General features: G+C 63.0%; 19 protein-coding genes and 1 other RNA gene. 10 read left to right on the forward strand and 10 right to left on the reverse strand.

Going from position 1 to position 19,730, the window contains the following annotated elements; translation table 11 throughout:
* Positions 1-82: 82 nt before the first annotated feature.
* Entirely contained in the window at positions 83-2,338 is a 2,256-nt protein-coding gene (gene ppk1 / locus ABOC32_RS03980) for a polyphosphate kinase 1 (RefSeq protein ID WP_426810191.1), read from the forward strand.
* On the opposite strand, the gene ppx is transcribed toward ppk1, so the two are convergent.
* Entirely contained in the window at positions 2,325-3,827 is a 1,503-nt protein-coding gene (gene ppx / locus ABOC32_RS03985) for an exopolyphosphatase (RefSeq protein ID WP_426810192.1), read from the reverse strand. The two genes, ppk1 and ppx, sit on opposite strands and share 14 nt — an antisense overlap.
* A 253-nt stretch (positions 3,828-4,080) precedes the next feature.
* On the opposite strand from ppx, the gene trxA reads away from it, so the two are divergent.
* The 5 genes from trxA (at position 4,081) to ABOC32_RS04010 (ending at position 9,434) form a co-directional block, all read left to right on the forward strand.
* Positions 4,081-4,410, forward strand: coding sequence for a thioredoxin TrxA (gene trxA, locus ABOC32_RS03990; RefSeq protein WP_426810193.1), 330 nt, complete (start codon positions 4,081-4,083; stop codon positions 4,408-4,410).
* Positions 4,411-4,638: 228 nt separating this feature from the next.
* A complete protein-coding gene (gene rho, locus ABOC32_RS03995; RefSeq protein WP_003253661.1) occupies positions 4,639-5,898 on the forward strand; it encodes a transcription termination factor Rho in 1,260 nt (419 codons plus the stop codon).
* A gap of 204 nt (positions 5,899-6,102) precedes the next feature.
* On the forward strand, positions 6,103-7,569 hold the full coding sequence (gene ubiD, locus ABOC32_RS04000; RefSeq protein WP_234226371.1) for a 4-hydroxy-3-polyprenylbenzoate decarboxylase: 1,467 nt from the start codon (positions 6,103-6,105) through the stop codon (positions 7,567-7,569).
* A complete protein-coding gene (locus ABOC32_RS04005; protein ID WP_086978524.1) occupies positions 7,569-8,537 on the forward strand; it encodes a CDP-6-deoxy-delta-3,4-glucoseen reductase in 969 nt (322 codons plus the stop codon). Before ubiD ends, ABOC32_RS04005 begins: the two co-directional genes overlap by 1 nt.
* A 246-nt stretch (positions 8,538-8,783) precedes the next feature.
* A complete protein-coding gene (locus tag ABOC32_RS04010) occupies positions 8,784-9,434 on the forward strand; it encodes a gamma-glutamylcyclotransferase (protein WP_041167937.1) in 651 nt (216 codons plus the stop codon).
* A 115-nt stretch (positions 9,435-9,549) separates the two neighbouring features.
* Here ABOC32_RS04010 and ABOC32_RS04015 read toward each other — a convergent pair whose 3' ends face one another.
* The gene (locus ABOC32_RS04015; protein WP_426810194.1) at positions 9,550-10,527 is read right to left on the reverse strand and encodes an NADPH:quinone oxidoreductase family protein; all 978 of its coding nucleotides are present in this window, start codon (positions 10,525-10,527) and stop codon (positions 9,550-9,552) included.
* A 157-nt stretch (positions 10,528-10,684) separates the two neighbouring features.
* On the opposite strand from ABOC32_RS04015, the gene ABOC32_RS04020 reads away from it, so the two are divergent.
* Both ABOC32_RS04020 and ABOC32_RS04025 read left to right on the forward strand, forming a co-directional pair.
* Complete coding sequence (locus ABOC32_RS04020) at positions 10,685-11,089, forward strand: flagellar basal body-associated protein FliL (RefSeq protein ID WP_043198946.1); 405 nt, start codon at positions 10,685-10,687, stop codon at positions 11,087-11,089.
* Between the two features lie 202 nt (positions 11,090-11,291).
* Positions 11,292-11,729, forward strand: coding sequence for a type II toxin-antitoxin system PemK/MazF family toxin (locus ABOC32_RS04025; RefSeq protein WP_426810195.1), 438 nt, complete (start codon positions 11,292-11,294; stop codon positions 11,727-11,729).
* Between the two features lie 180 nt (positions 11,730-11,909).
* On the opposite strand, the gene ABOC32_RS04030 is transcribed toward ABOC32_RS04025, so the two are convergent.
* From ABOC32_RS04030 to ABOC32_RS04045, 4 genes are all read right to left on the reverse strand, one after another.
* Entirely contained in the window at positions 11,910-13,022 is a 1,113-nt protein-coding gene (locus tag ABOC32_RS04030; protein WP_426810196.1) for an ABC transporter permease, read from the reverse strand.
* A gap of 1 nt (position 13,023) precedes the next feature.
* Complete coding sequence (gene rbbA, locus ABOC32_RS04035) at positions 13,024-15,744, reverse strand: ribosome-associated ATPase/putative transporter RbbA (protein ID WP_426810197.1); 2,721 nt, start codon at positions 15,742-15,744, stop codon at positions 13,024-13,026.
* Positions 15,741-16,700 carry an HlyD family secretion protein gene (locus ABOC32_RS04040; protein WP_426810198.1) on the reverse strand — a complete coding sequence of 320 codons (960 nt, stop codon included), beginning with the start codon at positions 16,698-16,700 and terminating at the stop codon, positions 15,741-15,743. Before ABOC32_RS04040 ends, rbbA begins: the two co-directional genes overlap by 4 nt.
* A gap of 95 nt (positions 16,701-16,795) precedes the next feature.
* Positions 16,796-17,245, reverse strand: coding sequence for an EVE domain-containing protein (locus ABOC32_RS04045; protein ID WP_426810199.1), 450 nt, complete (start codon positions 17,243-17,245; stop codon positions 16,796-16,798).
* A 179-nt stretch (positions 17,246-17,424) separates the two neighbouring features.
* On the opposite strand from ABOC32_RS04045, the gene ABOC32_RS04050 reads away from it, so the two are divergent.
* The gene (locus ABOC32_RS04050; RefSeq protein WP_019470968.1) at positions 17,425-17,577 is read left to right on the forward strand and encodes a hypothetical protein; all 153 of its coding nucleotides are present in this window, start codon (positions 17,425-17,427) and stop codon (positions 17,575-17,577) included.
* Between the two features lie 19 nt (positions 17,578-17,596).
* Here ABOC32_RS04050 and ABOC32_RS04055 read toward each other — a convergent pair whose 3' ends face one another.
* The 4 genes from ABOC32_RS04055 to ABOC32_RS04070 all read right to left on the reverse strand — a co-directional run bounded on the left by ABOC32_RS04055 (position 17,597) and on the right by ABOC32_RS04070 (position 18,989).
* Positions 17,597-18,205, reverse strand: a complete 609-nt coding sequence (locus tag ABOC32_RS04055) for a 5-formyltetrahydrofolate cyclo-ligase (protein ID WP_016502165.1) — start codon at positions 18,203-18,205, stop codon at positions 17,597-17,599.
* Positions 18,206-18,292: 87 nt separating this feature from the next.
* Positions 18,293-18,472, reverse strand: a non-coding RNA gene (gene ssrS, locus ABOC32_RS04060) — 6S RNA.
* Positions 18,473-18,489: 17 nt separating this feature from the next.
* Positions 18,490-18,810 (reverse strand): cell division protein ZapA, encoded by a 321-nt coding sequence (locus tag ABOC32_RS04065; RefSeq protein WP_234226386.1) that lies wholly within the window; start codon positions 18,808-18,810, stop codon positions 18,490-18,492.
* A complete protein-coding gene (locus tag ABOC32_RS04070) occupies positions 18,807-18,989 on the reverse strand; it encodes a TIGR02449 family protein (protein ID WP_029886233.1) in 183 nt (60 codons plus the stop codon). The genes ABOC32_RS04065 and ABOC32_RS04070 overlap by 4 nt, the downstream gene beginning before the upstream one ends.
* A 181-nt stretch (positions 18,990-19,170) precedes the next feature.
* Here ABOC32_RS04070 and ABOC32_RS04075 point away from each other — a divergent pair, with 181 nt between their 5' ends.
* Complete coding sequence (locus ABOC32_RS04075; protein WP_043198934.1) at positions 19,171-19,725, forward strand: YecA family protein; 555 nt, start codon at positions 19,171-19,173, stop codon at positions 19,723-19,725.
* The last annotated feature ends 5 nt before the right edge of the window (positions 19,726-19,730 follow it).

Raw genomic sequence — 19,730 nt, forward strand, 5'->3', positions numbered from 1 at the left:
GGTGTGTAACACAGGCGTCATAATGGGCGCTTATCTTGCCGCTCAATTGATGATAGGGCGTTAACGTCCTCAGGAACGCCAGATGAATAATGAAGTGCTCACCCCTGTCGCGATCAAGGATGCCCAGGAGCTCCCCGAAGAGTTGGTGCAGACCCCGCCAGACCTGCCGCCGGCGCCCGAACCCGAGCCCGTAGAGGAGCAGGTGGCCGAGCCTGTGGCCGCGGCGCCCACGCCCGTACCGGCCCCGGCAATCACCGTCCCTGGCCTGGACGACAGCAGCCTGTACATTCATCGCGAACTCTCGCAGTTGCAGTTCAACATCCGCGTGCTGGAACAGGCCCTGGACGAGAACTACCCCCTGCTCGAACGGCTCAAGTTCCTGTTGATCTTCTCCAGCAACCTCGACGAGTTCTTCGAGATCCGCGTCGCCGGCCTTAAGAAGCAGATCAACTTCGCCCGTGAACAGGCCGGTGCCGACGGCCTGCAGCCGCACCAGGCGCTGGCGCGTATCAGCGAGCTGGTGCACATCGAGGTAGAGCGCCAGTACGCGATCCTCAACGACGTGCTGCTGCCGGAGCTGGAAAAGCACCAGATCCGCTTTATCCGCCGCCGTTACTGGACGCCCAAGCTCAAGACCTGGGTGCGCCGCTATTTCCGCGACGAAATCGCCCCGATCATCACCCCGATCGGCCTCGACCCGACTCACCCGTTCCCGCTGCTGGTGAACAAGAGCCTCAACTTCATCGTCGAGCTGGAGGGGGTCGATGCCTTCGGCCGCGACTCGGGCCTGGCGATCATCCCGGCCCCACGCCTGCTGCCGCGGGTTATCCGCGTGCCTGAAGAGGTGGGCGGCCCGGGCGCCAACTACGTGTTCCTGTCGTCGATGATCCACGCGCACGCCGACGACCTGTTCCAGGGCATGAAGGTGAAGGGCTGCTACCAGTTCCGCCTGACCCGTAACGCCGACCTGGCGCTGGACTCTGAAGAAGTCGACGACCTGGCCCGCGCCCTGCGTGGCGAGCTGTTCTCGCGCCGTTACGGCGACGCCGTGCGCCTGGAAGTTGCCGACACCTGCCCGAAACACCTGTCGGACTACCTGCTCAAGCAGTTCAGCCTCAGCGAAAGCGAGTTGTACCAGGTCAATGGCCCGGTCAACCTCACCCGCCTGTTCAGCATTACCGGCCTGGACAGCCACCCGGAGCTTCAGTACACGCCGTTCACCCCGGCAATCCCCAAGCTGCTGGTGAACGCCGACAACATTTTCAGCGTGATCAGCAAGCAGGACATCCTGCTGATGCACCCGTTCGAGTCCTTCACCCCGGTGGTCGACCTGCTGCGCCAGGCCGCCAAGGACCCGCACGTGCTCGCCGTGCGCCAGACCCTGTACCGTTCCGGGGCCAACTCGGAAATTGTCGATGCCCTGGTGGACGCGGCGCGTAACGGCAAGGAGGTCACCGCGGTGATCGAATTGCGCGCACGCTTCGACGAAGAGTCCAACCTGCAGATGGCCAGCCGCCTGCAAGCGGCCGGTGCGGTGGTGATCTACGGTGTGGTCGGCTTCAAGACTCACGCCAAGATGATGTTGATCCTGCGCCGCGAGCAGGGCGAGATCGTGCGCTATGCGCACCTGGGCACCGGTAACTACCACGCCGGCAACGCCCGCTTGTACACCGACTACAGCCTGCTGACCTCTGACGACGCGCTCACCGAAGACGTCGGCAAGCTGTTCAGCCAGCTGATCGGCATGGGCAAGACGCTGCGCATGAAAAAGCTGCTGCACGCGCCGTTCACCCTGAAGAAGGGCATGCTCGACATGATCGCGCGGGAAACCCAGTTCGCCCTTGAAGGCAAGCCCGCGCACATCATTGCCAAGTTCAACTCGCTGACCGACGCCAAGGTCATCAAGGCGCTGTACAAGGCCAGCCAGTCGGGTGTGAAGATCGACCTGGTGGTGCGTGGCATGTGCTGCCTGCGCCCAGGCATTCCGGGGGTTTCACACAATATTCAGGTCCGCTCGATCATCGGCCGCTTCCTGGAGCACACCCGGGTGTTCTACTTCCTCAATGGCGGCGAAGAGCAGATCTACCTGTCCAGTGCCGACTGGATGGAGCGCAACCTCGACAAGCGCGTCGAGACCTGCTTCCCGGTGGAAGGCAAGAAGCTGTTGCTGCGGGTGAAGAAGGAGCTGGAAGGCTACCTGACCGACAACACCCACGCCTGGACCTTGCAGCCAGACGGGCGCTACGTGCGCATCACCCCGACTGGCAACCAGAACCCGCGCAGTGCCCAGGCGACCCTGCTGGAGCGCCTGAGCAACCCGGTCCTCAACGTACGCTGAGGACGAAGCTGACCCGGGCCAGCCACTCCGCCTCGTTGGCGAAGTCGGCCTGGGTCAGCTGATTCTGCTCCAGCCAGCCTTCAGGGAAGGCCACATCCAGGCTTGCATCGCCAGCCTTGAGCACCACCTTCGGCATCTGCTGATTGCCACGGATGTGGTGGAACAGAATGGCGAAGCGCAGCAGCACGCACAGGCGCAGCAACTTGACCCCTTCGTCACCCAGTTCGGCGAATTTGTCCTTGGGGATGTTGCGGCGGTGGCCGCGCACCAGCAAAGCCATCATCTGCTGGTCCTCGCGGGAGAAGCCCGACAGGTCGGAGTGCTCGATCAAGTAGGCGCCGTGCTTGTGGTAGTGATAGTGGGCGATATCGAGGCCGATTTCGTGCACTTTCGCCGCCCAGCCCAGCAGATCGCGCCAATTTCCGTCTTTCAGCCCCCAGGCATCGGCCACTTGGTCGAAGGCATGCAGTGCCTTGCGTTCCACGCGCGCAGCCTGGCCCTGGTCCACGTGGTAACGCTCCATCAACGAGTTGAGGGTGCGTTCGCGCACGTCTTCATGGTGGTGGCGGCCGAGCAGGTCGAACAGCACCCCTTCGCGCAGGGCGCCGTCACAGTGGCCCATGCGCTGCAGCTCCAGCGCGTCGAAGATTGCCTCGAGAATGGCCATGCCCGCCGGGAAGATCGTGCGGCGGTCCGGCTTGATGCCGTCGAAGTCGATCTTGTCGACTTCACCCAGCTTGAACAGCTTGCGCTTGACCCAGGCCAGGCCCTCGGCGTTGACCTCACCGTTGCCCAGGCCACCGGCCTTGATGGCGGCGCCGATGGCGCGGATGGTGCCGGACGAGCCGATGGCCTCGTCCCAGGTCAGGCGATGCAGGGCATGCTCGATGCTCATCAGTTCCAGGCGCGCGGCCGTGTAGGCCTGGGCGTAGCGGGCCGGGGTGATCTTGCCGTCGCGGAAGTAGCGCTGGGTGAAGCTGACGCAGCCCATCTGCAGGCTTTCGCGCAGCAGCGGCTCGAAGCGCTGGCCGATGATGAACTCGGTGCTGCCGCCGCCGATGTCGGCCACCAGGCGTTTGCCGGGGGTGTCGGCCAGGGTGTGCGAAACGCCCAGGTAGATCAGGCGCGCCTCTTCACGGCCGGAGATGACCTCCACCGGGTGGCCGAGGATGGCTTCGGCGCGCTGGATGAACTCGTTACGGTTGCGCGCTTCGCGCAAGGCGTTGGTACCGACGATACGCACGGAGCCTGCCGGCATGCCGTTGATCAGCTGCGAAAAGCGCTTGAGGCAATCCAGGCCTCGTTCCATTGCCTCTTCACTGAGTTTGCGTTCTTCGTCGATGCCGGCGGCAAGCTGAACCTTCTCGCCGAGCCGCTCGAGAATGCGGATTTCGGTATGGTGGGCCTTGGCCACGACCATGTGAAAACTGTTGGAGCCAAGGTCGATGGCGGCGATCAGGGACAGGTTCTTCGCGATGGTATGCGGCATGATCTGGTTGTTCTCGGTCGTTAACCCGGCAATCGTGCCACGATAGCAGGCTGGCGCCAACGCGTGACACGCAGCCGATGTGCTGGCCTTGATGCAAGGCAATGTGCCATTCGATTCTATGACGGCTGTATGACAGTTTCGATTCGCGGCGTCTTGCACAACTATAGTTACACTCAATCGTGCGTGGCTTCCTGTAGGCGGCGGGTGCGGCTATGATGGGCAACGTTTTTTGCTTACGACCCTGGAGATATCCATGAGCAGCGATCTGATCAAACACGTCAACGACGCCTCCTTCGAAGCCGATGTACTGAAGGCCGAAGGCGCGGTACTGGTTGACTACTGGGCTGAATGGTGCGGTCCATGCAAGATGATCGCTCCAGTACTGGACGACATCGCCGAAACCTACAAAGGCAAGCTGACCATTGCCAAGCTGAACATCGACGAGAACCAGGAAACCCCGGCCAAGCACGGCGTGCGTGGTATCCCGACGCTGATGCTGTTCAAGAACGGCAACGTCGAAGCCACCAAGGTTGGCGCGCTGTCCAAGTCGCAGCTGGCCGCGTTCCTCGACGCCCACCTGTGATGTGAAAAAAGCCCCGCAAATGCGGGGTTTTTCTTTTTCAGAGCACTAGACGCAGAAAAAAGCAAGTGTTACATTCGGCCTCGCACTGCTTTTCCAGTGCCCTCTACGTGCCGTCGCCGAAGCATCCCCAATTCGAATCAGTACGCGATCCTGTCGCCATCTAGCGGCGCGGCCTCATTAAGCCAGAAGCTTAATTCTCCCTTCTTACATGATTACGTCACTCCCCTTATGAACCTGACTGAACTCAAGCAAAAGCCGATTACCGATCTTTTGGAAATGGCCGAACAGATGGGCATCGAGAACATGGCCCGTTCGCGCAAACAGGACGTGATCTTCGCCCTGCTGAAGAAGCACGCGAAGAGCGGCGAAGAGATTTCGGGTGACGGCGTGCTGGAGATTCTCCAGGATGGTTTCGGTTTCCTGCGCTCGGCTGATGCGTCCTACCTGGCCGGCCCGGACGATATCTACGTCTCGCCTAGCCAGATCCGCCGTTTCAACCTGCGTACCGGCGACACCATCGTCGGCAAGATCCGCCCGCCGAAGGAAGGGGAGCGTTACTTCGCCCTGCTGAAGGTTGATACCATCAACTTCGACCGTCCGGAAAACGCGAAGAACAAGATCCTGTTCGAGAACCTGACGCCGCTATTCCCGAACAAGCGCCTGAAGATGGAAGCCGGTAACGGCTCCACCGAAGACCTGACCGGTCGCGTCATCGACCTGTGCGCCCCGATCGGCAAAGGCCAGCGTGGCCTGATCGTCGCCCCGCCAAAAGCGGGCAAGACCATCATGCTGCAGAACATCGCGGCCAACATCACCCGTAACAACCCCGAGTGCCACCTGATCGTCCTGCTGATCGACGAGCGCCCGGAAGAAGTGACCGAAATGCAGCGCACCGTGCGCGGCGAAGTGGTTGCTTCCACCTTCGACGAGCCGCCAACCCGCCACGTGCAGGTTGCCGAAATGGTGATCGAAAAGGCCAAGCGCCTGGTCGAGCACAAGAAGGACGTGGTCATCCTGCTGGACTCCATCACCCGTCTGGCGCGTGCCTACAACACCGTGATCCCGAGCTCCGGCAAGGTGCTGACCGGTGGTGTCGATGCCCACGCCCTGGAGAAGCCAAAGCGCTTCTTCGGCGCCGCGCGTAACATCGAGGAAGGCGGTTCGCTGACCATCATCGCCACCGCGCTGGTCGAAACCGGCTCGAAGATGGACGAAGTGATCTACGAAGAGTTCAAGGGCACCGGCAACATGGAGCTGCCGCTGGACCGCCGCATCGCTGAAAAGCGCGTGTTCCCGGCCATCAACATCAACCGTTCCGGTACCCGCCGCGAAGAGCTGCTGACCGCCGACGACGAACTGCAGCGCATGTGGATCCTGCGCAAGCTGCTGCACCCGATGGACGAAATCGCCGCCATCGAGTTCCTGGTCGACAAGCTCAAGCAGACCAAGACCAACGACGAGTTCTTCCTGTCGATGAAGCGCAAGTAAGCTTCCCGACCAGGCAGTAATTGGGGCCGCTTCGCGCCCCTTCGCGGGCTCGCCCGCTCCCACAGGATCAGTGCGATCCTTGTGGGAGCGGGCGAGCCCGCGAAGGGCTGCGAAGCGGCCCCAATGCATTTTTGCCCCCAAACAATGCCCGAACGGCGCTACACTCTGCACCCCCGACCGATACGGCCAACACGAGGCTCATGCATGCAGTATCGCGACTTGCGCGACTTCATCCGTGGCCTGGAGCAGCGCGGCGAACTCAAGCGCATCCAGGTTCCGATCTCCCCAGTCCTGGAAATGACCGAGGTCTGCGACCGCACCCTGCGTGCCAAAGGCCCGGCGTTGCTGTTCGAAAAGCCCACCGGCTTCGATATTCCGGTGCTTGGTAACCTGTTCGGCACGCCAGAGCGCGTGGCCATGGGCATGGGCGCCGAGTCGGTTGAAGAACTGCGCGAAATCGGCAAGCTGCTGGCCTTTCTCAAGGAGCCAGAGCCGCCGAAGGGCCTGAAGGACGCCTGGTCCAAGCTGCCGATCTTCAAGAAGGTCGTGTCGATGGCACCGAAGGTGGTCAAGGACGCGGTGTGCCAGGAAGTGGTGGTCGAGGGTGACGATGTCGACCTGGGCGCACTGCCGATCCAGCACTGCTGGCCAGGCGACGTGGCGCCGCTGATCACCTGGGGCCTTACCGTTACCCGCGGCCCGAACAAGGACCGCCAGAACCTGGGCATCTACCGCCAGCAGGTCATCGGCCGCAACAAGGTCATCATGCGCTGGCTGAGCCACCGTGGCGGCGCCCTCGACTACCGTGAGTGGTGCGAGAAGCACCCCGGCCAGCCGTTCCCGGTCGCCGTGGCCCTGGGTGCGGACCCGGCGACCATCCTCGGTGCCGTGACCCCGGTGCCGGACACCCTCTCCGAATATGCCTTCGCCGGCCTGCTGCGCGGCAATCGCACCGAGCTGGTCAAGTGCCGTGGCAGCAACCTGCAGGTACCGGCCACCGCCGAAATCATCCTGGAAGGCGTGATCCACCCGGGGGAAATGGCCCCGGAAGGCCCGTATGGCGACCATACCGGCTACTACAACGAAGTGGACAGCTTCCCGGTGTTCACGGTCGAGCGCATTACCCACCGGCAGAAGCCGATCTACCACAGCACCTACACCGGCCGGCCGCCAGATGAACCGGCAATTCTTGGTGTGGCACTGAACGAAGTGTTCGTGCCGATCCTGCAGAAGCAGTTCCCGGAAATCACCGACTTCTACCTACCGCCGGAAGGCTGCTCGTACCGCATGGCGGTGGTGACCATGAAGAAGCAGTACCCGGGCCACGCCAAGCGCGTAATGCTGGGTGTGTGGTCGTTCCTGCGACAGTTCATGTACACCAAGTTCGTTATTGTCACCGATGACGATATCAATGCCCGTGACTGGAACGATGTGATCTGGGCCATCACCACGCGCATGGACCCCAAGCGTGATACGGTGATGATCGACAACACCCCGATCGACTACCTGGACTTCGCGTCGCCGGTGTCGGGGCTGGGGTCGAAGATGGGCCTGGACGCCACCCACAAGTGGCCGGGCGAGACTACACGCGAATGGGGGCGGGTCATCGTCAAGGACGAAGCCGTCACCCGCCGTATCGATGAGCTGTGGGATCAGTTGGGAATAGATTGATGCAGGTAACGTTGCAGCCGTCCGGGGCGGTGCTGGCGCTCGAACCCGGGGAACGGATCCTGGATGGAGCGCGGCGGTTGGGCTATGACTGCCCGAACAGCTGCCGCAATGGCAATTGCCATGTCTGCGCCGCGTTGTTGGTCGAAGGGCGGGTACGCCAGGACGGCGAAGTCCGTGATCATGGCGAGCTGTTCACCTGCATTGCCGAACCGCTGGAGGACTGTGTGTTGCTCTGGGATGGTGTGCTCGCCTTGGGTGAGCTGCCGGTACGCAAGCTGGCGTGCAGCGTCAGTGAATGCGTCGACGTTGGTGGCGACGTCTGGCGGGTGCGTTTGCGCGCGCCGGCCGGCAAGCCGCTGCGTTACCACGCCGGGCAGTACTTGATGATCGAGCGCGAGGGCGGCAAACCGGCCGCGTTCTCGCTGGCCTCCGCACCCCACGCCGGGCGTGAGCTGGAGCTGCACGTGCTGGCGCGCGAGCCCAGCGCTCTGCAACTGATCGACCAACTGAAGCGTGATGGCTTGGCACGCATCGAAATGCCGTTTGGCGATACCCACTTGGCCGAGCTGCCCGACGGGCCGCTGGTGCTGATTGCCGCCGGCACCGGCATGGGCCAGATGCACAGCCTGCTCGAGCATTGCCGCGCCAACGGCTTCAAACACCCGGTACACCTGTACTGGGGCGTGCGTCGGCCCGAAGATTTCTACCAGATCGAGCACTGGGACGAATGGCAGCGCCTGCCCAACCTGTTCCTGCACCAGGTCGTCAGCGACCTGTGCGGCTGGGAAGGCCGCTGCGGCATGCTGCATGAAGCGGTCTGCGAGGACATCGCCGACCTCAATACCGTGCATGTGTATGCCAGCGGTTCACCGAACATGATCTATGCCACCCTCGACGCCCTGGTCGAAGCCGGCATGGATGCACACCGCATGCGTGCGGATGTGTTTGCCTACGCGCCACGCGGTTAATAACCGAAGTTTGAACGAGTGGGTATAAGGCGGTAATTGTTACCGCCTTGGCTAATAACTTTCACCGTTCTCGAAACAGTAATTCCCAGTCGTCGGACCCGCGCATGAAACTCTGGCGCAAGGACTTGAGTATTCCTGCAATTCTGGCCTATGGTTACTGCAAGCGCCCTTGCTACAGAGGCTTGGGGCGTTATCACAATCGAATCTCGCTACATCCGTAGTTCATAGGGATAATGGCGGCAGCTTATGTCGGCACTTGAAAGTATGTCTTGGGAAGTTTCATACCCTCCGGCACTCGACTTCGGTCAGCAACATACTCACGACCAGTTGTTCAACTCCATGAAGACGACCATGTCTCGGCATCAGGGCGGGCCCGTGTGGCTGTTCGCATATGGTTCCTTGATCTGGCGCCCGGAGTGCAGTTCGGTGGAACGCCAGCGCGCGCGGGTACATGGTTATCACCGGGGCTTGTACCTGTGGTCGCACGAGCACCGTGGCACCCCGGAAACCCCAGGGCTGGTGTTCGGCCTGGACCGTGGTGGTTCCTGCAGCGGCTTTGCCTATCGGCTGGATGAAAGCAGCCTGGATGACTCGCTGATGGCCCTGTGGCAGCGGGAGATGCCGTACCCGGCCTACCGGCCGCACTGGCTCAGCTGCCGGCTGGGCGATGGCAGCAAGGTGCAGGCCCTGGGCTTTGTGCTGGAGCGCCATTTGCCGTGTTATGCCGGGAACCTGCCGGACACGCTGCTCAGCCAGATCCTGGCCAGTGCCAAAGGGCGCTATGGCACCACGCGGGACTATGTCGAGCAGACCTTGAACGCATTGCGCAGCCACCAGATGCCCGATCGCAACCTGGAGGCGCGGTTCAGGCGGTGCCACAACCTGCGTGAAGTGTGATTAGCCTGTACCGGCCTCTTCGCGGGTAAACCCGCTCCCACAGGTACTGCACAGCCTCTGAGGGCGGCGCGATCCCTGTGGGAGCGGGTTTACCCGCGAAGAGGCCGGACTTGCCTTACCTGGCCAGCACCACCAACTTACCCACAGCCTGCCGCTGCCCCAGCTTCTCGATGGCAGCCCCGGCCTCGGCCAGTGGATAAGTCTGCGACACCAGCGGTTTCAGCTTGCCCTCGGCATGCCAGGCAAACAGCTGCTTGAAATTGGCCGCATTGTCTTCCGGCTGGCGCTGGGCAAATGCTCCCCAGAACACCCCCAGCACCGCCGCGCCCTTCAGCAGCACCAGGTTGGCTGCCAGCTGTGGAATGCTGCCGCTGGCAAAACCCACCACCAGCAGCCGGCCATTCCAGGCCAGCCCGCGCACAGCCTGCTCGAACAACTCGCCGCCCACTGGGTCGTAAATGACGTCCACGCCCTGGCCACCGGTCAGCCGCTTGATTTCTGCGCGCAGGCTGGCCTGGCTGTAGTCGATCAGCTCATCTGCCCCGGCGGCCTTGGCCACGGCCAGTTTTTCGGCGCTGCTGGCCGCCGCGATCACCCGCGCGCCCATGGCCTTGCCGATTTCCACCGCCGCCAGACCGACCCCACCGGATGCGCCCAGTACCAGTAATGTCTCGCCTGCTTGCAACTGCCCGCGCTGACGCAGGGCGTGCATCGACGTGCCATAGGTCATGCCAAACGCCGCAGCGGTGGTGAAGTCCATGCTCGCCGGGATCGGCAGCACGTTGTAGAACGGCACCGCCACCTGCTCGGCGAACGCACCCCAGCCGGTGAGGGCCATGACCCGGTCGCCGACCTTGAACGCGCCGGCTTTTTCCCCGACCGCGGCCACCACGCCCGCGGCTTCGCCGCCGGGTGAGAACGGCAGCGGTGGCTGGAACTGGTATTTGCCTTCGATGATCAGGGTGTCGGGGAAATTGACACCGGCGGCCTGCACATCCAGCAGGATCTCGTTTTTCTTGGGCTGCGGGCTGGCCACGTCTTCCAGTACCAGGTCGCGCGCCGGACCCAGGGTCTTGCACAACACAGCTTTCATCGGGGCTATTCCTTTGCGGGTAGTGGCCGATAAGTGTAGGAGGGCCGTTTGCCGGGTCAACGAGCATGGCCCGCCCTGATGGGCCGGCATAAGCCCGGGCTTGGGTTTGAGCGGCGTGCTGGGTAAGCTGGCGCCAACTGTATTGAGGAGCGAATTCGTGAAAGCGTGGATCTTGATGGTACTGGCGCTGCTGCTGCCGGCGGCGGCCATGGCCGAGGAAGCCAAGGAAGGGGCGCCCAAGGTCGCCTACATCAGCCTGAGCCCGCCCTTTGTCGGCAACTATGCCCTCGACGGCGGCCCGCGGCTGCGCGTGTACAAGGCCGACGTGGCCCTGCGCGTGACCGGTGACGAAGCGGCCAAGGCGGTGAAGCACCACGAACCGCTGATCCGCAACCAGCTGGTGGCACTGTTCACCCAGCAGACCGTGGACAGCATGAGCAACGTCGAGGCCAAGGAACACCTTCGCCAAGAGGCGCTGAAGCAGGTGCAGCAGGTGCTGGAGGCGGAAGAGGGCAAGCCGATTGTTGAAGACTTGCTGTTCAACAACCTGATCGTGCAATGAGCTGAAACCTTATGAGGCTCATAGCGGCCTAGTGACGGTGCAGGTATTCAACCCGGCAATGGAAAAAGCATATAGGCCGAAGCGAGGTGAACTCCGGTTGTAGGCGTTTTCTGTCTTTCCTGTAAGCCCGCCAGTTTTCAGCTTCTGATGCCATAGCCACGTTAACTTGTGGCTTGTCTCCAGTTGCTCGAGAGTATTGGCAATGCCTTTGAAGTACCAGCCGAAAGCGGCGACTGTGCTGATGTGCGATTTTTCAGGCTTTCGGGTGCCTGAGATGATCAAGGTGCGGCCTGTCGTCGTTCTTCGCAAGCACAGACAAAATCACCAGTTGGTGACAATCATCCCATTGAGCACCACAGCACCTGATCACTTAGCCAAGCATCACGTTGAGCTGCCGAGTTATCTTCCAGGAACGGCCCTCACATGCTGGGCCAAGTGCGACATGATCTACACGGTTGCGATCGCCAGATTGGACAGGTGTCAGGTTAAGTCACGACATGGTGGTGGTCGGGAATTCCTCACCTTCACAATGAAGCCTGAGCATTTCGCGTCGGTAAGGGCTGCTGTTGGCTTCAGCCTGGGCTTCACATATCCGGCAACAGTGCCGACTGTTGCCAGTGGTATGCAGGATACGCAATAATCGATCTGTTCCCGTGAGGGACTTGCGAGACTCTGTGGATCCTGGGTCAACCAGCTATTACAGAGCCGGGCAGGTATATGGCGATGACAAGCCCTCCTGTCTGTGATTAGGGCGCCGAAAGGCGCCCTTTGTCTTTGTGCCAGTTTTCCAATTGCCTGAGCAGAAAGATCTCGCACGCCCTCAGGACGCCAGGCTACGGCGAAACCGCGCCAGCGCGACGCTGAAGAACACCAGCCCGATCAGCGCCAGCGCCAGGATATCCGGCCACACCACCGCCCACCCGGCATCCCGGAACAGGATCGCGGTACCCAGGCTGACGAAGTGCGTCGACGGCGACCCCTGCATCACCCATTGCAGCCACTGCGGCATGCTGTCCAGCGGCGTGCTGCCGCCTGACAACAGCAGCATCGGGATGATCACCGGGATGGCCAGCAGGCCGAACTGCGGCGTGGAGCGTGCCAGGGTGGCGAGGAAGATGCCCAGCGCGGTACTGGCGAACAGGTACAGTGCAGTCACGGCCAGGAACAGCCCCATCGAGCCGGACAGTGGCACGCCCAGTGCACCTTTCACCACCACCAGCAGCGAAACCCACGTGCAGATCACCACCACCAGCGCGTTGCTGCCGATTTTCGCCAGCATGATTTCCAGCGCGGTGAGCGGCAGCACCAGCAGGTGGTCGAGGGTGCCATGCTCACGCTCGCGCAGCAGCGCGGTGCCGGTGAGGATGATCGCCAGGATGGTGATGTTGTTGACGATCTGGATCACCGCCAGGAACCAGCCCCCCTCAAGGTTCGGGTTGAACAGCGCCTTGGGGTTGATCAGCACCGGGCTTTGCACGTTGCCACGCTGGCTGTAGTCGAGCAGTTCGCGCTCGAAGATGCGGCCGATGTAGCCGGCGCCCATGAACGCCTGGCTCATGGCCGTGGCGTCGACGTTGATCTGCAACTCTGGCGAGCGCCCGGCCAGCAAGTCGCTCTGGAAGTTCACCGGCACATTGATCACAAACGTGTACTGGCCGCTGTCCATGGCCTGGTCCAGGTGATCCGGGGCCAGCGCCACGGCGGGCTGGAACTCGGGCGGTTGCAGGGCTTCGGTCAGCTTGCGTGACAGCTGGCTGTGGTCTTCGTCCACCACTGCGACGCTGGCGTTGTGTACACCGATCACCGAGCCGGCTGCCGGCATGTAGATCGCCACGCTGAAGGCATACAGCAGGAACAGCAGCAGCACGCTGTCATGGCGCAGGCTGGTCAGCTCTTTCAGGCCCAGGCGCAGGGTGTGGTTCAGGCGCGACATGTCAGGCCTCCTGCTTTTTCAGCATGGCCAGGCTCAGGCCGGTAAACGCAGCGAAAAAGCCCAGCAGGATCAGGCACTGCGGCCACAGCTCGCGCAACCCAAGCGCCTTGGTGAAGGTGCCGACCGCGATATCGAGGAAGTAGCCCGCCGGGAACAGCTGGCCCATTACCGCCGCTGCGCCGTCCAGCGACGAGCGTGGCACGATCAGCCCGGAAAACTGGATGGTCGGCAGGCTGGTGATGATCATGGTGCCGAGGATGGCGGCGATCTGGGTGCGGGTGAAGGCCGAGATCAGCAGCCCCAGGCTGGTGGTGGCCAGCAGGTAGGCCACGCCACCGCAAGCCAGCGCCAGCACACTGCCCTTGAGCGGCACGGCGAATAGCCAGCGGTTCATTGCCACCAGTAGCGCCAGGTTGACCAGGCTCACGGCCAGGTAAGGCATCTGCTTGCCAAGCAGGAACTCCAGGCGGGTGAGTGGGGTGGCGTAGAAGTTGGTGATGGAGCCGAGTTCTTTCTCGCGGACAATGCCCAGCGCTGTGAGCATGGCGGGGATGAAGGCCATGATCAGCGCCATCACGCCCGGGCCGATGGCGTTCACGCTAACCACATCCTGGTTGTAGCGAAAACGCGTTTCCAGGCGCACCAGGTCCTGGCGGGGTTGCGGCTGTGGGCTGGCCTTTGCCAGTTGTTCAAGGTTGGCCTGGTGTACGGCTTCCACGTAGTTGCGGCTGGTTTCTGCACGAAACGGCATGCCGCCGTCCAGCCAGGCCGCCACCACCGGTTGGCGCCCGGCGTACAGGTCGCGGCCAAAGCCGGGCGGAATCTCCAGCGCCAGTTTGATTTCCGAGCGCTGCAGGCGCTGGTGCATCTCGCGGCTGTCAGCAATCGGCGCCTGCTCGGCAAAATAGCGTGAGCCACGGAAGGCCTCGAGGTAGGCCCGGCTTTGCGGGCTCTGGTCCTGGTCGTGCACGGCGAAGGCAAGGTTTTCCACATCCAGCGAAATGCCGTAGCCGAAGATCACCATCATGAACAGCGCGCCCAGCAGGGCGAAGGCCAGCCGTACCTTGTCGCGCAGCAGTTCCTTGCCCTCACGGCTGGCCACCGCCAGCAGGCGACGCAGGCTGAAGCCCTGGTGAAGTGGCGGGGTGGCCGTGTCTGGCTGCTCCAGCACGGAGCTGGTCGTTGCTTGCGGCGCGAGCGCCTGGGCTTGCTCCAGGCAGCGCACAAACGCGTCCTCCAGGGTGTCGCCCTGGTACTGGCGCTGCAGGGCATCCGGTGTGTCGCAAGCCAGCACCCGCCCGGCATGCATCAACGAAATGCGGTCGCAGCGCTGGGCTTCGTTCATGAAATGGGTGGAGAGGAAAATGGTCACGCCCTGTTCGCGTGACAATTCCACCAACAGGCGCCAGAAGTCATCGCGGGCGGCCGGGTCGACACCGGAGGTCGGCTCATCGAGAATCAACACTTCCGGGCGATGCAGCACCGCCACCGCCAATGACAGGCGCTGGCGCAGGCCAAGGGGCAGGGCGCCCGACGGTTGGTCGGCAATAGCGGCGAGGTCGAAGCGCTCGATCAACTCATCGATGCGCTGGGCGCTCTCTGCCTTGGGCAAGTCGAACAGGCGGGCATGCAAGGCCAGGTTCTGCCGGGTGCTGAGCTCGCCATACAGCGAGAAGCTTTGCGACATGAAACCGACCCGCTTGCGCGTGGCCAGGTCGCTGGCGTCCACCGGGCGCCCCAGCAGGCTGGCGCTGCCCTCGCTGGCCGGCATCAGGCCGGTGAGCACTTTCATGGTGGTGGTCTTGCCGCAGCCGTTGGAACCGAGGAAGCCGAAGATCTCGCCACGGCCAATGGCGAAACTGACCTTGTTCACCGCTGTGAAGTCGCCAAAGCGCAGGGTCAGGTCGTGGGCCTCGATGGCGACCGGGCCGTCGGTGGCCGGGCGCGGCGGGATGCGCAGGGGTTGATGCTGTGCCTTGCCCGCGCCCTGGTAGTGGGTGAAGGCGTCGTCCAGCTTGCCGCTGGGAGTGACCGCAGCCAATTCGTGGCTGGGGCCTGCAGCCAGCAGGCGGCCGCCATCGAGCATCAGGCAATGCTCGAATTGTTCGGCCTCTTCCATGTAGGCGGTCGCCACCAGCAGGGTCAGTTGCGGGCGCTGTGCGCGAACCTGTTCGACCAGCTCCCAGAAGCGCCGCCGCGACAGTGGGTCGACGCCGGTGGTGGGTTCGTCGAGGATCAGCAGGTCCGGCTCGTGGATCAGCGCGCAGCACAGCCCCAGCTTCTGCTTCATGCCACCCGACAGCTTGCCGGCCGGGCGCTCGGCAAAGCGTTGCAGGTCGGTGGCCTGCAGCAGGTTGGCCATGCGCTGCTCGCACTCACGACGGCCCAGGCCGAACAGGGTGGCGAAAAAGCGGATGTTCTCGCTGATCGACAGTTCCGGGTACAGGTTGTTGCCCAGCCCCTGCGGCATGAACGCCACTTTCGGGTACAGCGCCGCGCGATGACGGCGCTGGCGGATCGAGCCCCCCAGCACCTGCAGCTCGCCCTGTTGCAGGCGTTTGACGCCGGCGATCAACCCCAGCAAGGTCGATTTGCCGGCGCCGTCAGGGCCGATCAGCGCGCAGCGGGTGCCCGCAGGCAGGCTGAAGCCGAGGGTGTGCAGCGCCACCAGGTCGCCGTAGCGGTGGCTGATGCCTTCGGCCAGCAGTGCCGGGGCGTTCATTGCAGGTTGGCCGGCCAGTCCACCTCAGCCGTGCGCACGTAGCCGGCGCCCGGCATACCTGGTTTGGCCTGCGGTACGGCGCCTGGGTCGGTCAGGCGCAGCTTGACCCGGAACACCAGCTTCTGCCGTTCGTCGCGGGTTTCGACCTGTTTGGGGGTGAACTGGGCCTTGGCTGCGACAAAGGCCACTTTGGCCGGCAGGGCGCGTTCGGGCAGGGCGTCGAGCACGATGCGCGCCTGGTCGCCTACGGTCAGCTTGCCGCTGGTGGAGGCCGGCAGGTACAGGTTCATGTACTGGTCGCTGGGGTCGATCAGCATCAGCACGCGGCCGCCGGCACCCAGCACTTCACCGGGCTCGGCCAGGCGCAGCTGGATAATGCCGTTGATGGGCGCACGCAGGCTGCTGTCGTCGATTTCGCTGGTGAGCTGGGCCACCTGGGCTTCGGCGGCGCCGATGGCGGCCTTGATCGCTGCCAGTTGGGCGCGGGCGGCGACCACGGCGGCGTTGGCGGTGTCAAAGCGTGCCTGTTGCTGGTCGAGCAGCTGCTGGCTGGCGTATTTGCGCTGGAAGATTTCGCGCACGCGCTTGAGGTCCTGGCTGGCCAGCAGCAATTCACTTTGGCGCAACTGTACGCTGGCCTGGGCAGCGGCGTAGTTTTCCCGGGCGCGCAGCACTTCGGCTTCGGCCTGGGTGCGCTGGGCTTCCATGGTGCGGGTGTCGATGCGTGCCAGTAGCTGGCCTTGGGTGACTTTGTCGCCTTCGTCGACCAGCACTTCGGCCAGTCGGCCGGGAACCTTGCTGGCGATCTGTACTTCGGTGGCTTCGAGGCGGCCGTTGCCCATGCTCAGGCCTTCGGGCAGCTGGTCGTGGAGCGACTTCCAGTACCCCAGCCCTCCGGCTGCTGCGAGCAGGGCGATCAGCGCGGTGGCGAAGATTCTGGGGGCGTATCGGTTCATCGATCTGCATCCTTGCGGTTCTGCACACCGCATCATGGCGCGGGGCCATGCGTGGCGTGTTGATATCGGTCAAACCCTTGACCTTAGCCACTGTTTCAACGCAACGCGACAATCACCGCCCATTGTTCGGGTGTCACCGGCATCACCGACAGGCGGCTGCCTTTCTGCACCAGCGGCAGCTCGGCCAGGCCGGACTGCTGCTTCAGCCTGCCCAGTTCCAGCACCCGTGGCAGGGTTTGCACATGGGCCACATCCACCGCACTCCACGGGTTCTTGTCGGCCGTGGCCTTGGCATCGTAGTAGGGGCTTTGTGGGTCCAGTGCGGTAGGGTCGGGGTACGCCGCGCGGGTGATTCTGGCAATACCGGCAATGCCCGGTTGCGGGCAGCTGGAGTGATAGAAGAAAAATTCGTCACCCACGTTCATGGCCCGCAGGAAATTACGCGCCTGATAGTTGCGCACGCCGTCCCAGCGCGCTTCGCCCAGGCGGCCAAGGCCTTCGATGGAGAGTTCGTCGGGCTCGGATTTCATCAGCCAGTAGGCCATGGATGCTGCTCCTGAAAAGGTTTGAAATAACCTGTTGCACGAAACCGACAGCCGGTTGGCGTCAAGGTTTGCGTGCGGACGCAGGTTGTCGGAAAATGCGCCCCGTTTAAAGCGCGATGCGCTGGCGATACCCAAAAAATCGCCAAGCACTGAACAGTTTGCCTGGGGGGCAATCTTCAATGAATCAACGCAAAAAGCCGGATCTGCTGTGGATCCTGGTGTTCATTTTTGGCCTGGGTGTGGTCACTACCGGTTATGCGCAAGGTTTGTGGGAGCGCAAGCTGGACAACGCCTACCAGATGCCGGTCGACGCCAGCCAGCCGCAACGTTGATGCCCCCCACTGGCGCCGCTCAACGCGGTGCCAGGTACCAGCCACGGTCCGAGACCGTCCCCTGCAGCGGTACATCCCAGCTGGCCTGCGCCAGCCGCTCGACCTTCTGGCATTCGTGCGCCAGCCCCAGCAGCAATGGTTTTTTCCAGGTTTGCCGACGCGCCTGGTAGGCCAGGCTGCGGTCATAGAAACCTCCACCCATGCCCAGGCGCCCGCCCACTTCGTCAAAACCGACCAGCGGTAGCAGGATCAGGTCCAGCGCCCAGACCGGTCGCTGGCGCTTGCGGTCCGTCACCGGTTCGGGAATACGGAAGCGGTTGGGCTTGAGCTTTTCGCCCTGCTCGAACCGCTGGAACACCATGCGCGTGCGCGGCCAGGCGTGCAGTACCGGCAGGTAGGTGCGTTTGCCGCGACGCTGAGCTTCGCGCAACAGTAGGCATGGGTCGATTTCGCCGTCGTTGGGCAGGTACAAGGCAATGTGCCGGGCGCGGCGGAACAATGGGTGTTGCGCCAGCTGGCGGTACAGGCCGAGGGTGGCCTTGCGTTGCTGGGCAGGGGTAAGGGCGCGGCGGGCATTGCGAAGCAGGCGACGGAGCTGGGGGCGGGTGAGCGGCGCGGTGTCGGTCATGGCACGGGCGATCCCAGATGTACTGGCCAACCACTGGAGGGTTGGCCAAAACGAATTGCCCGCCGGAGTGGGCGGGCAAGAGAATTCAGGCTCCCCGATCAGACCGCTGTCGGTGTAGCCCTTGAACCCGAAAGTTCAAGGTGGAGATTGCAGGGGGCGTTAAGGCTTTCCGTCGGGCGGACATGCACACCGGCCCCAGCGTGCAACCCCCGTGGTTGTGCGTATCGGCTCAGGGACATAACCGACTGGCGCATCCACCAGGGAGTGGCGCCAGTATACCAATCTCAGCCGATTTTGGTATCCGTGTCGTCGGACAAAGCCTTGTCTACCCGATCCAGCAGGTCGCGCACCTGTTCGCGGTTGGTGCCGCTGGCCGGGGCTTCGGCGCGGTCTTCCTGGCGATGCAGCATTTCGTGGGTAATGTTCAATGCCGCCATGACCGCGATGCGGTCGGCGCCAATCACCTTGCCGCTGCTGCGGATCTCGCGCATCTTGCCGTCCAGGTAGCGCGCGGCGCTGACCAGGTTGCTGCGCTCTTCCGGCGGGCAGATGATCGAGTATTCCTTGTCGAGGATCTGCACGGTGACGCTATTGCTTGAACTCATGAGTCTTGCTCCAGAGCCTTGAGGCGTAAGATCATCGACTCGACCTTGCGCTTGGCGATCTCGTTCTTTTCGATGAGGTGGGCGCGCTCTTCGCGCCAGGATTTTTCCTGAGCTACTAGGAGTGCATTTTGCCGTTTTAGTTGCTCGACGCGTTCGATCAGCAACTCGAATCGGCTCATCAGTGCCTGAAGGTCGTTCTCTTGCGTGGGTTGCACTCGATTCGCTCCGTCGTTGAGTCACCTGGCGATGATGCCTCTCCCTGGGCGGCGACGGCCAGTGCCGATGGTCTTGGCGCGCCTGCCGGTGCTAGGATACAAGGTCTCCATTCTAGTCATTGCGCCGTCTGGCGCCTAGCTGCCCATGCCCAATACCCAATCGCCTTACATCGCCTTCGCCATGCTGCTCTCGAGCAATGGTCATCCTGTCACCCCGGCCGAACTGCACGGCCTGCTGATCGGCCGCAGCTGCGCCGGCGCCGGCTTTGACGCCGATGCCTGGCTGGCCGATGCCGCCCAGCTGCTGGAAAACGAGCCCGGTGATACCGTGCGCAACGCCCTGATCGGCCTGCAGGAAATGGTCAAGGGCGAGCTGACCAGCGACGACATGGCCATCGTCCTGCTGCTGCCTTCCGACGACGCCGCCCTGAGCGACCGCGCTACCGCGCTGGGCCAGTGGTGCCAAGGCTTCATTACCGGTTTCGGCCTGAATGCCGGCGGTAAGGACCTGTCCGACGAAGCCAAGGATGTGCTGCAGGACCTGGTGGCCATTTCCCAGGTACAGGAAGCCCTCGAAGAGTCCGAAGACGGCGAGAGCGACTACATGGAAGTCATGGAATACCTGCGCGTGGCGCCTCTGCTGCTGTTCTCCGAGCTGGCCAAACCTGCCGCACCCGCGCCCAAGCCATCGCTGCACTGATCAAC

The organism is Pseudomonas sp. WOUb67 (assembly GCF_050058005.1).
Taxonomy (GTDB): Bacteria; Pseudomonadota; Gammaproteobacteria; order Pseudomonadales; family Pseudomonadaceae; genus Aquipseudomonas; species Aquipseudomonas putida_R.

Excerpts from the sequence above, each read along its gene's own strand:
- ppx (WP_426810192.1), bottom strand. The coding sequence starts at position 3,827 with ATGCCGCATACCATCGCGAAGAACCTGTCCCTGATCGCCGCCATCGAC.
- ABOC32_RS04040 (WP_426810198.1), bottom strand. The coding sequence starts at position 16,700 with ATGAACCGATACGCCCCCAGAATCTTCGCCACCGCGCTGATCGCCCTG.
- trxA (WP_426810193.1), top strand. The coding sequence starts at position 4,081 with ATGAGCAGCGATCTGATCAAACACGTCAACGACGCCTCCTTCGAAGCC.
- ABOC32_RS04015 (WP_426810194.1), bottom strand. The coding sequence starts at position 10,527 with ATGAAAGCTGTGTTGTGCAAGACCCTGGGTCCGGCGCGCGACCTGGTA.
- ABOC32_RS04070 (WP_029886233.1), bottom strand. The coding sequence starts at position 18,989 with ATGAGCCGATTCGAGTTGCTGATCGAACGCGTCGAGCAACTAAAACGG.
- ABOC32_RS04010 (WP_041167937.1), top strand. The coding sequence starts at position 8,784 with ATGTCGGCACTTGAAAGTATGTCTTGGGAAGTTTCATACCCTCCGGCA.
- ABOC32_RS04005 (WP_086978524.1), top strand. The coding sequence starts at position 7,569 with ATGCAGGTAACGTTGCAGCCGTCCGGGGCGGTGCTGGCGCTCGAACCC.
- ABOC32_RS04025 (WP_426810195.1), top strand. The coding sequence starts at position 11,292 with ATGCCTTTGAAGTACCAGCCGAAAGCGGCGACTGTGCTGATGTGCGAT.
- rbbA (WP_426810197.1), bottom strand. The coding sequence starts at position 15,744 with ATGAACGCCCCGGCACTGCTGGCCGAAGGCATCAGCCACCGCTACGGC.
- ABOC32_RS04075 (WP_043198934.1), top strand. The coding sequence starts at position 19,171 with ATGCCCAATACCCAATCGCCTTACATCGCCTTCGCCATGCTGCTCTCG.
- ABOC32_RS04065 (WP_234226386.1), bottom strand. The coding sequence starts at position 18,810 with ATGAGTTCAAGCAATAGCGTCACCGTGCAGATCCTCGACAAGGAATAC.
- rho (WP_003253661.1), top strand. The coding sequence starts at position 4,639 with ATGAACCTGACTGAACTCAAGCAAAAGCCGATTACCGATCTTTTGGAA.
- ubiD (WP_234226371.1), top strand. The coding sequence starts at position 6,103 with ATGCAGTATCGCGACTTGCGCGACTTCATCCGTGGCCTGGAGCAGCGC.
- ABOC32_RS04030 (WP_426810196.1), bottom strand. The coding sequence starts at position 13,022 with ATGTCGCGCCTGAACCACACCCTGCGCCTGGGCCTGAAAGAGCTGACC.
- ABOC32_RS04055 (WP_016502165.1), bottom strand. The coding sequence starts at position 18,205 with ATGACCGACACCGCGCCGCTCACCCGCCCCCAGCTCCGTCGCCTGCTT.
- ABOC32_RS04050 (WP_019470968.1), top strand. The coding sequence starts at position 17,425 with ATGAATCAACGCAAAAAGCCGGATCTGCTGTGGATCCTGGTGTTCATT.
- ppk1 (WP_426810191.1), top strand. The coding sequence starts at position 83 with ATGAATAATGAAGTGCTCACCCCTGTCGCGATCAAGGATGCCCAGGAG.
- ABOC32_RS04045 (WP_426810199.1), bottom strand. The coding sequence starts at position 17,245 with ATGGCCTACTGGCTGATGAAATCCGAGCCCGACGAACTCTCCATCGAA.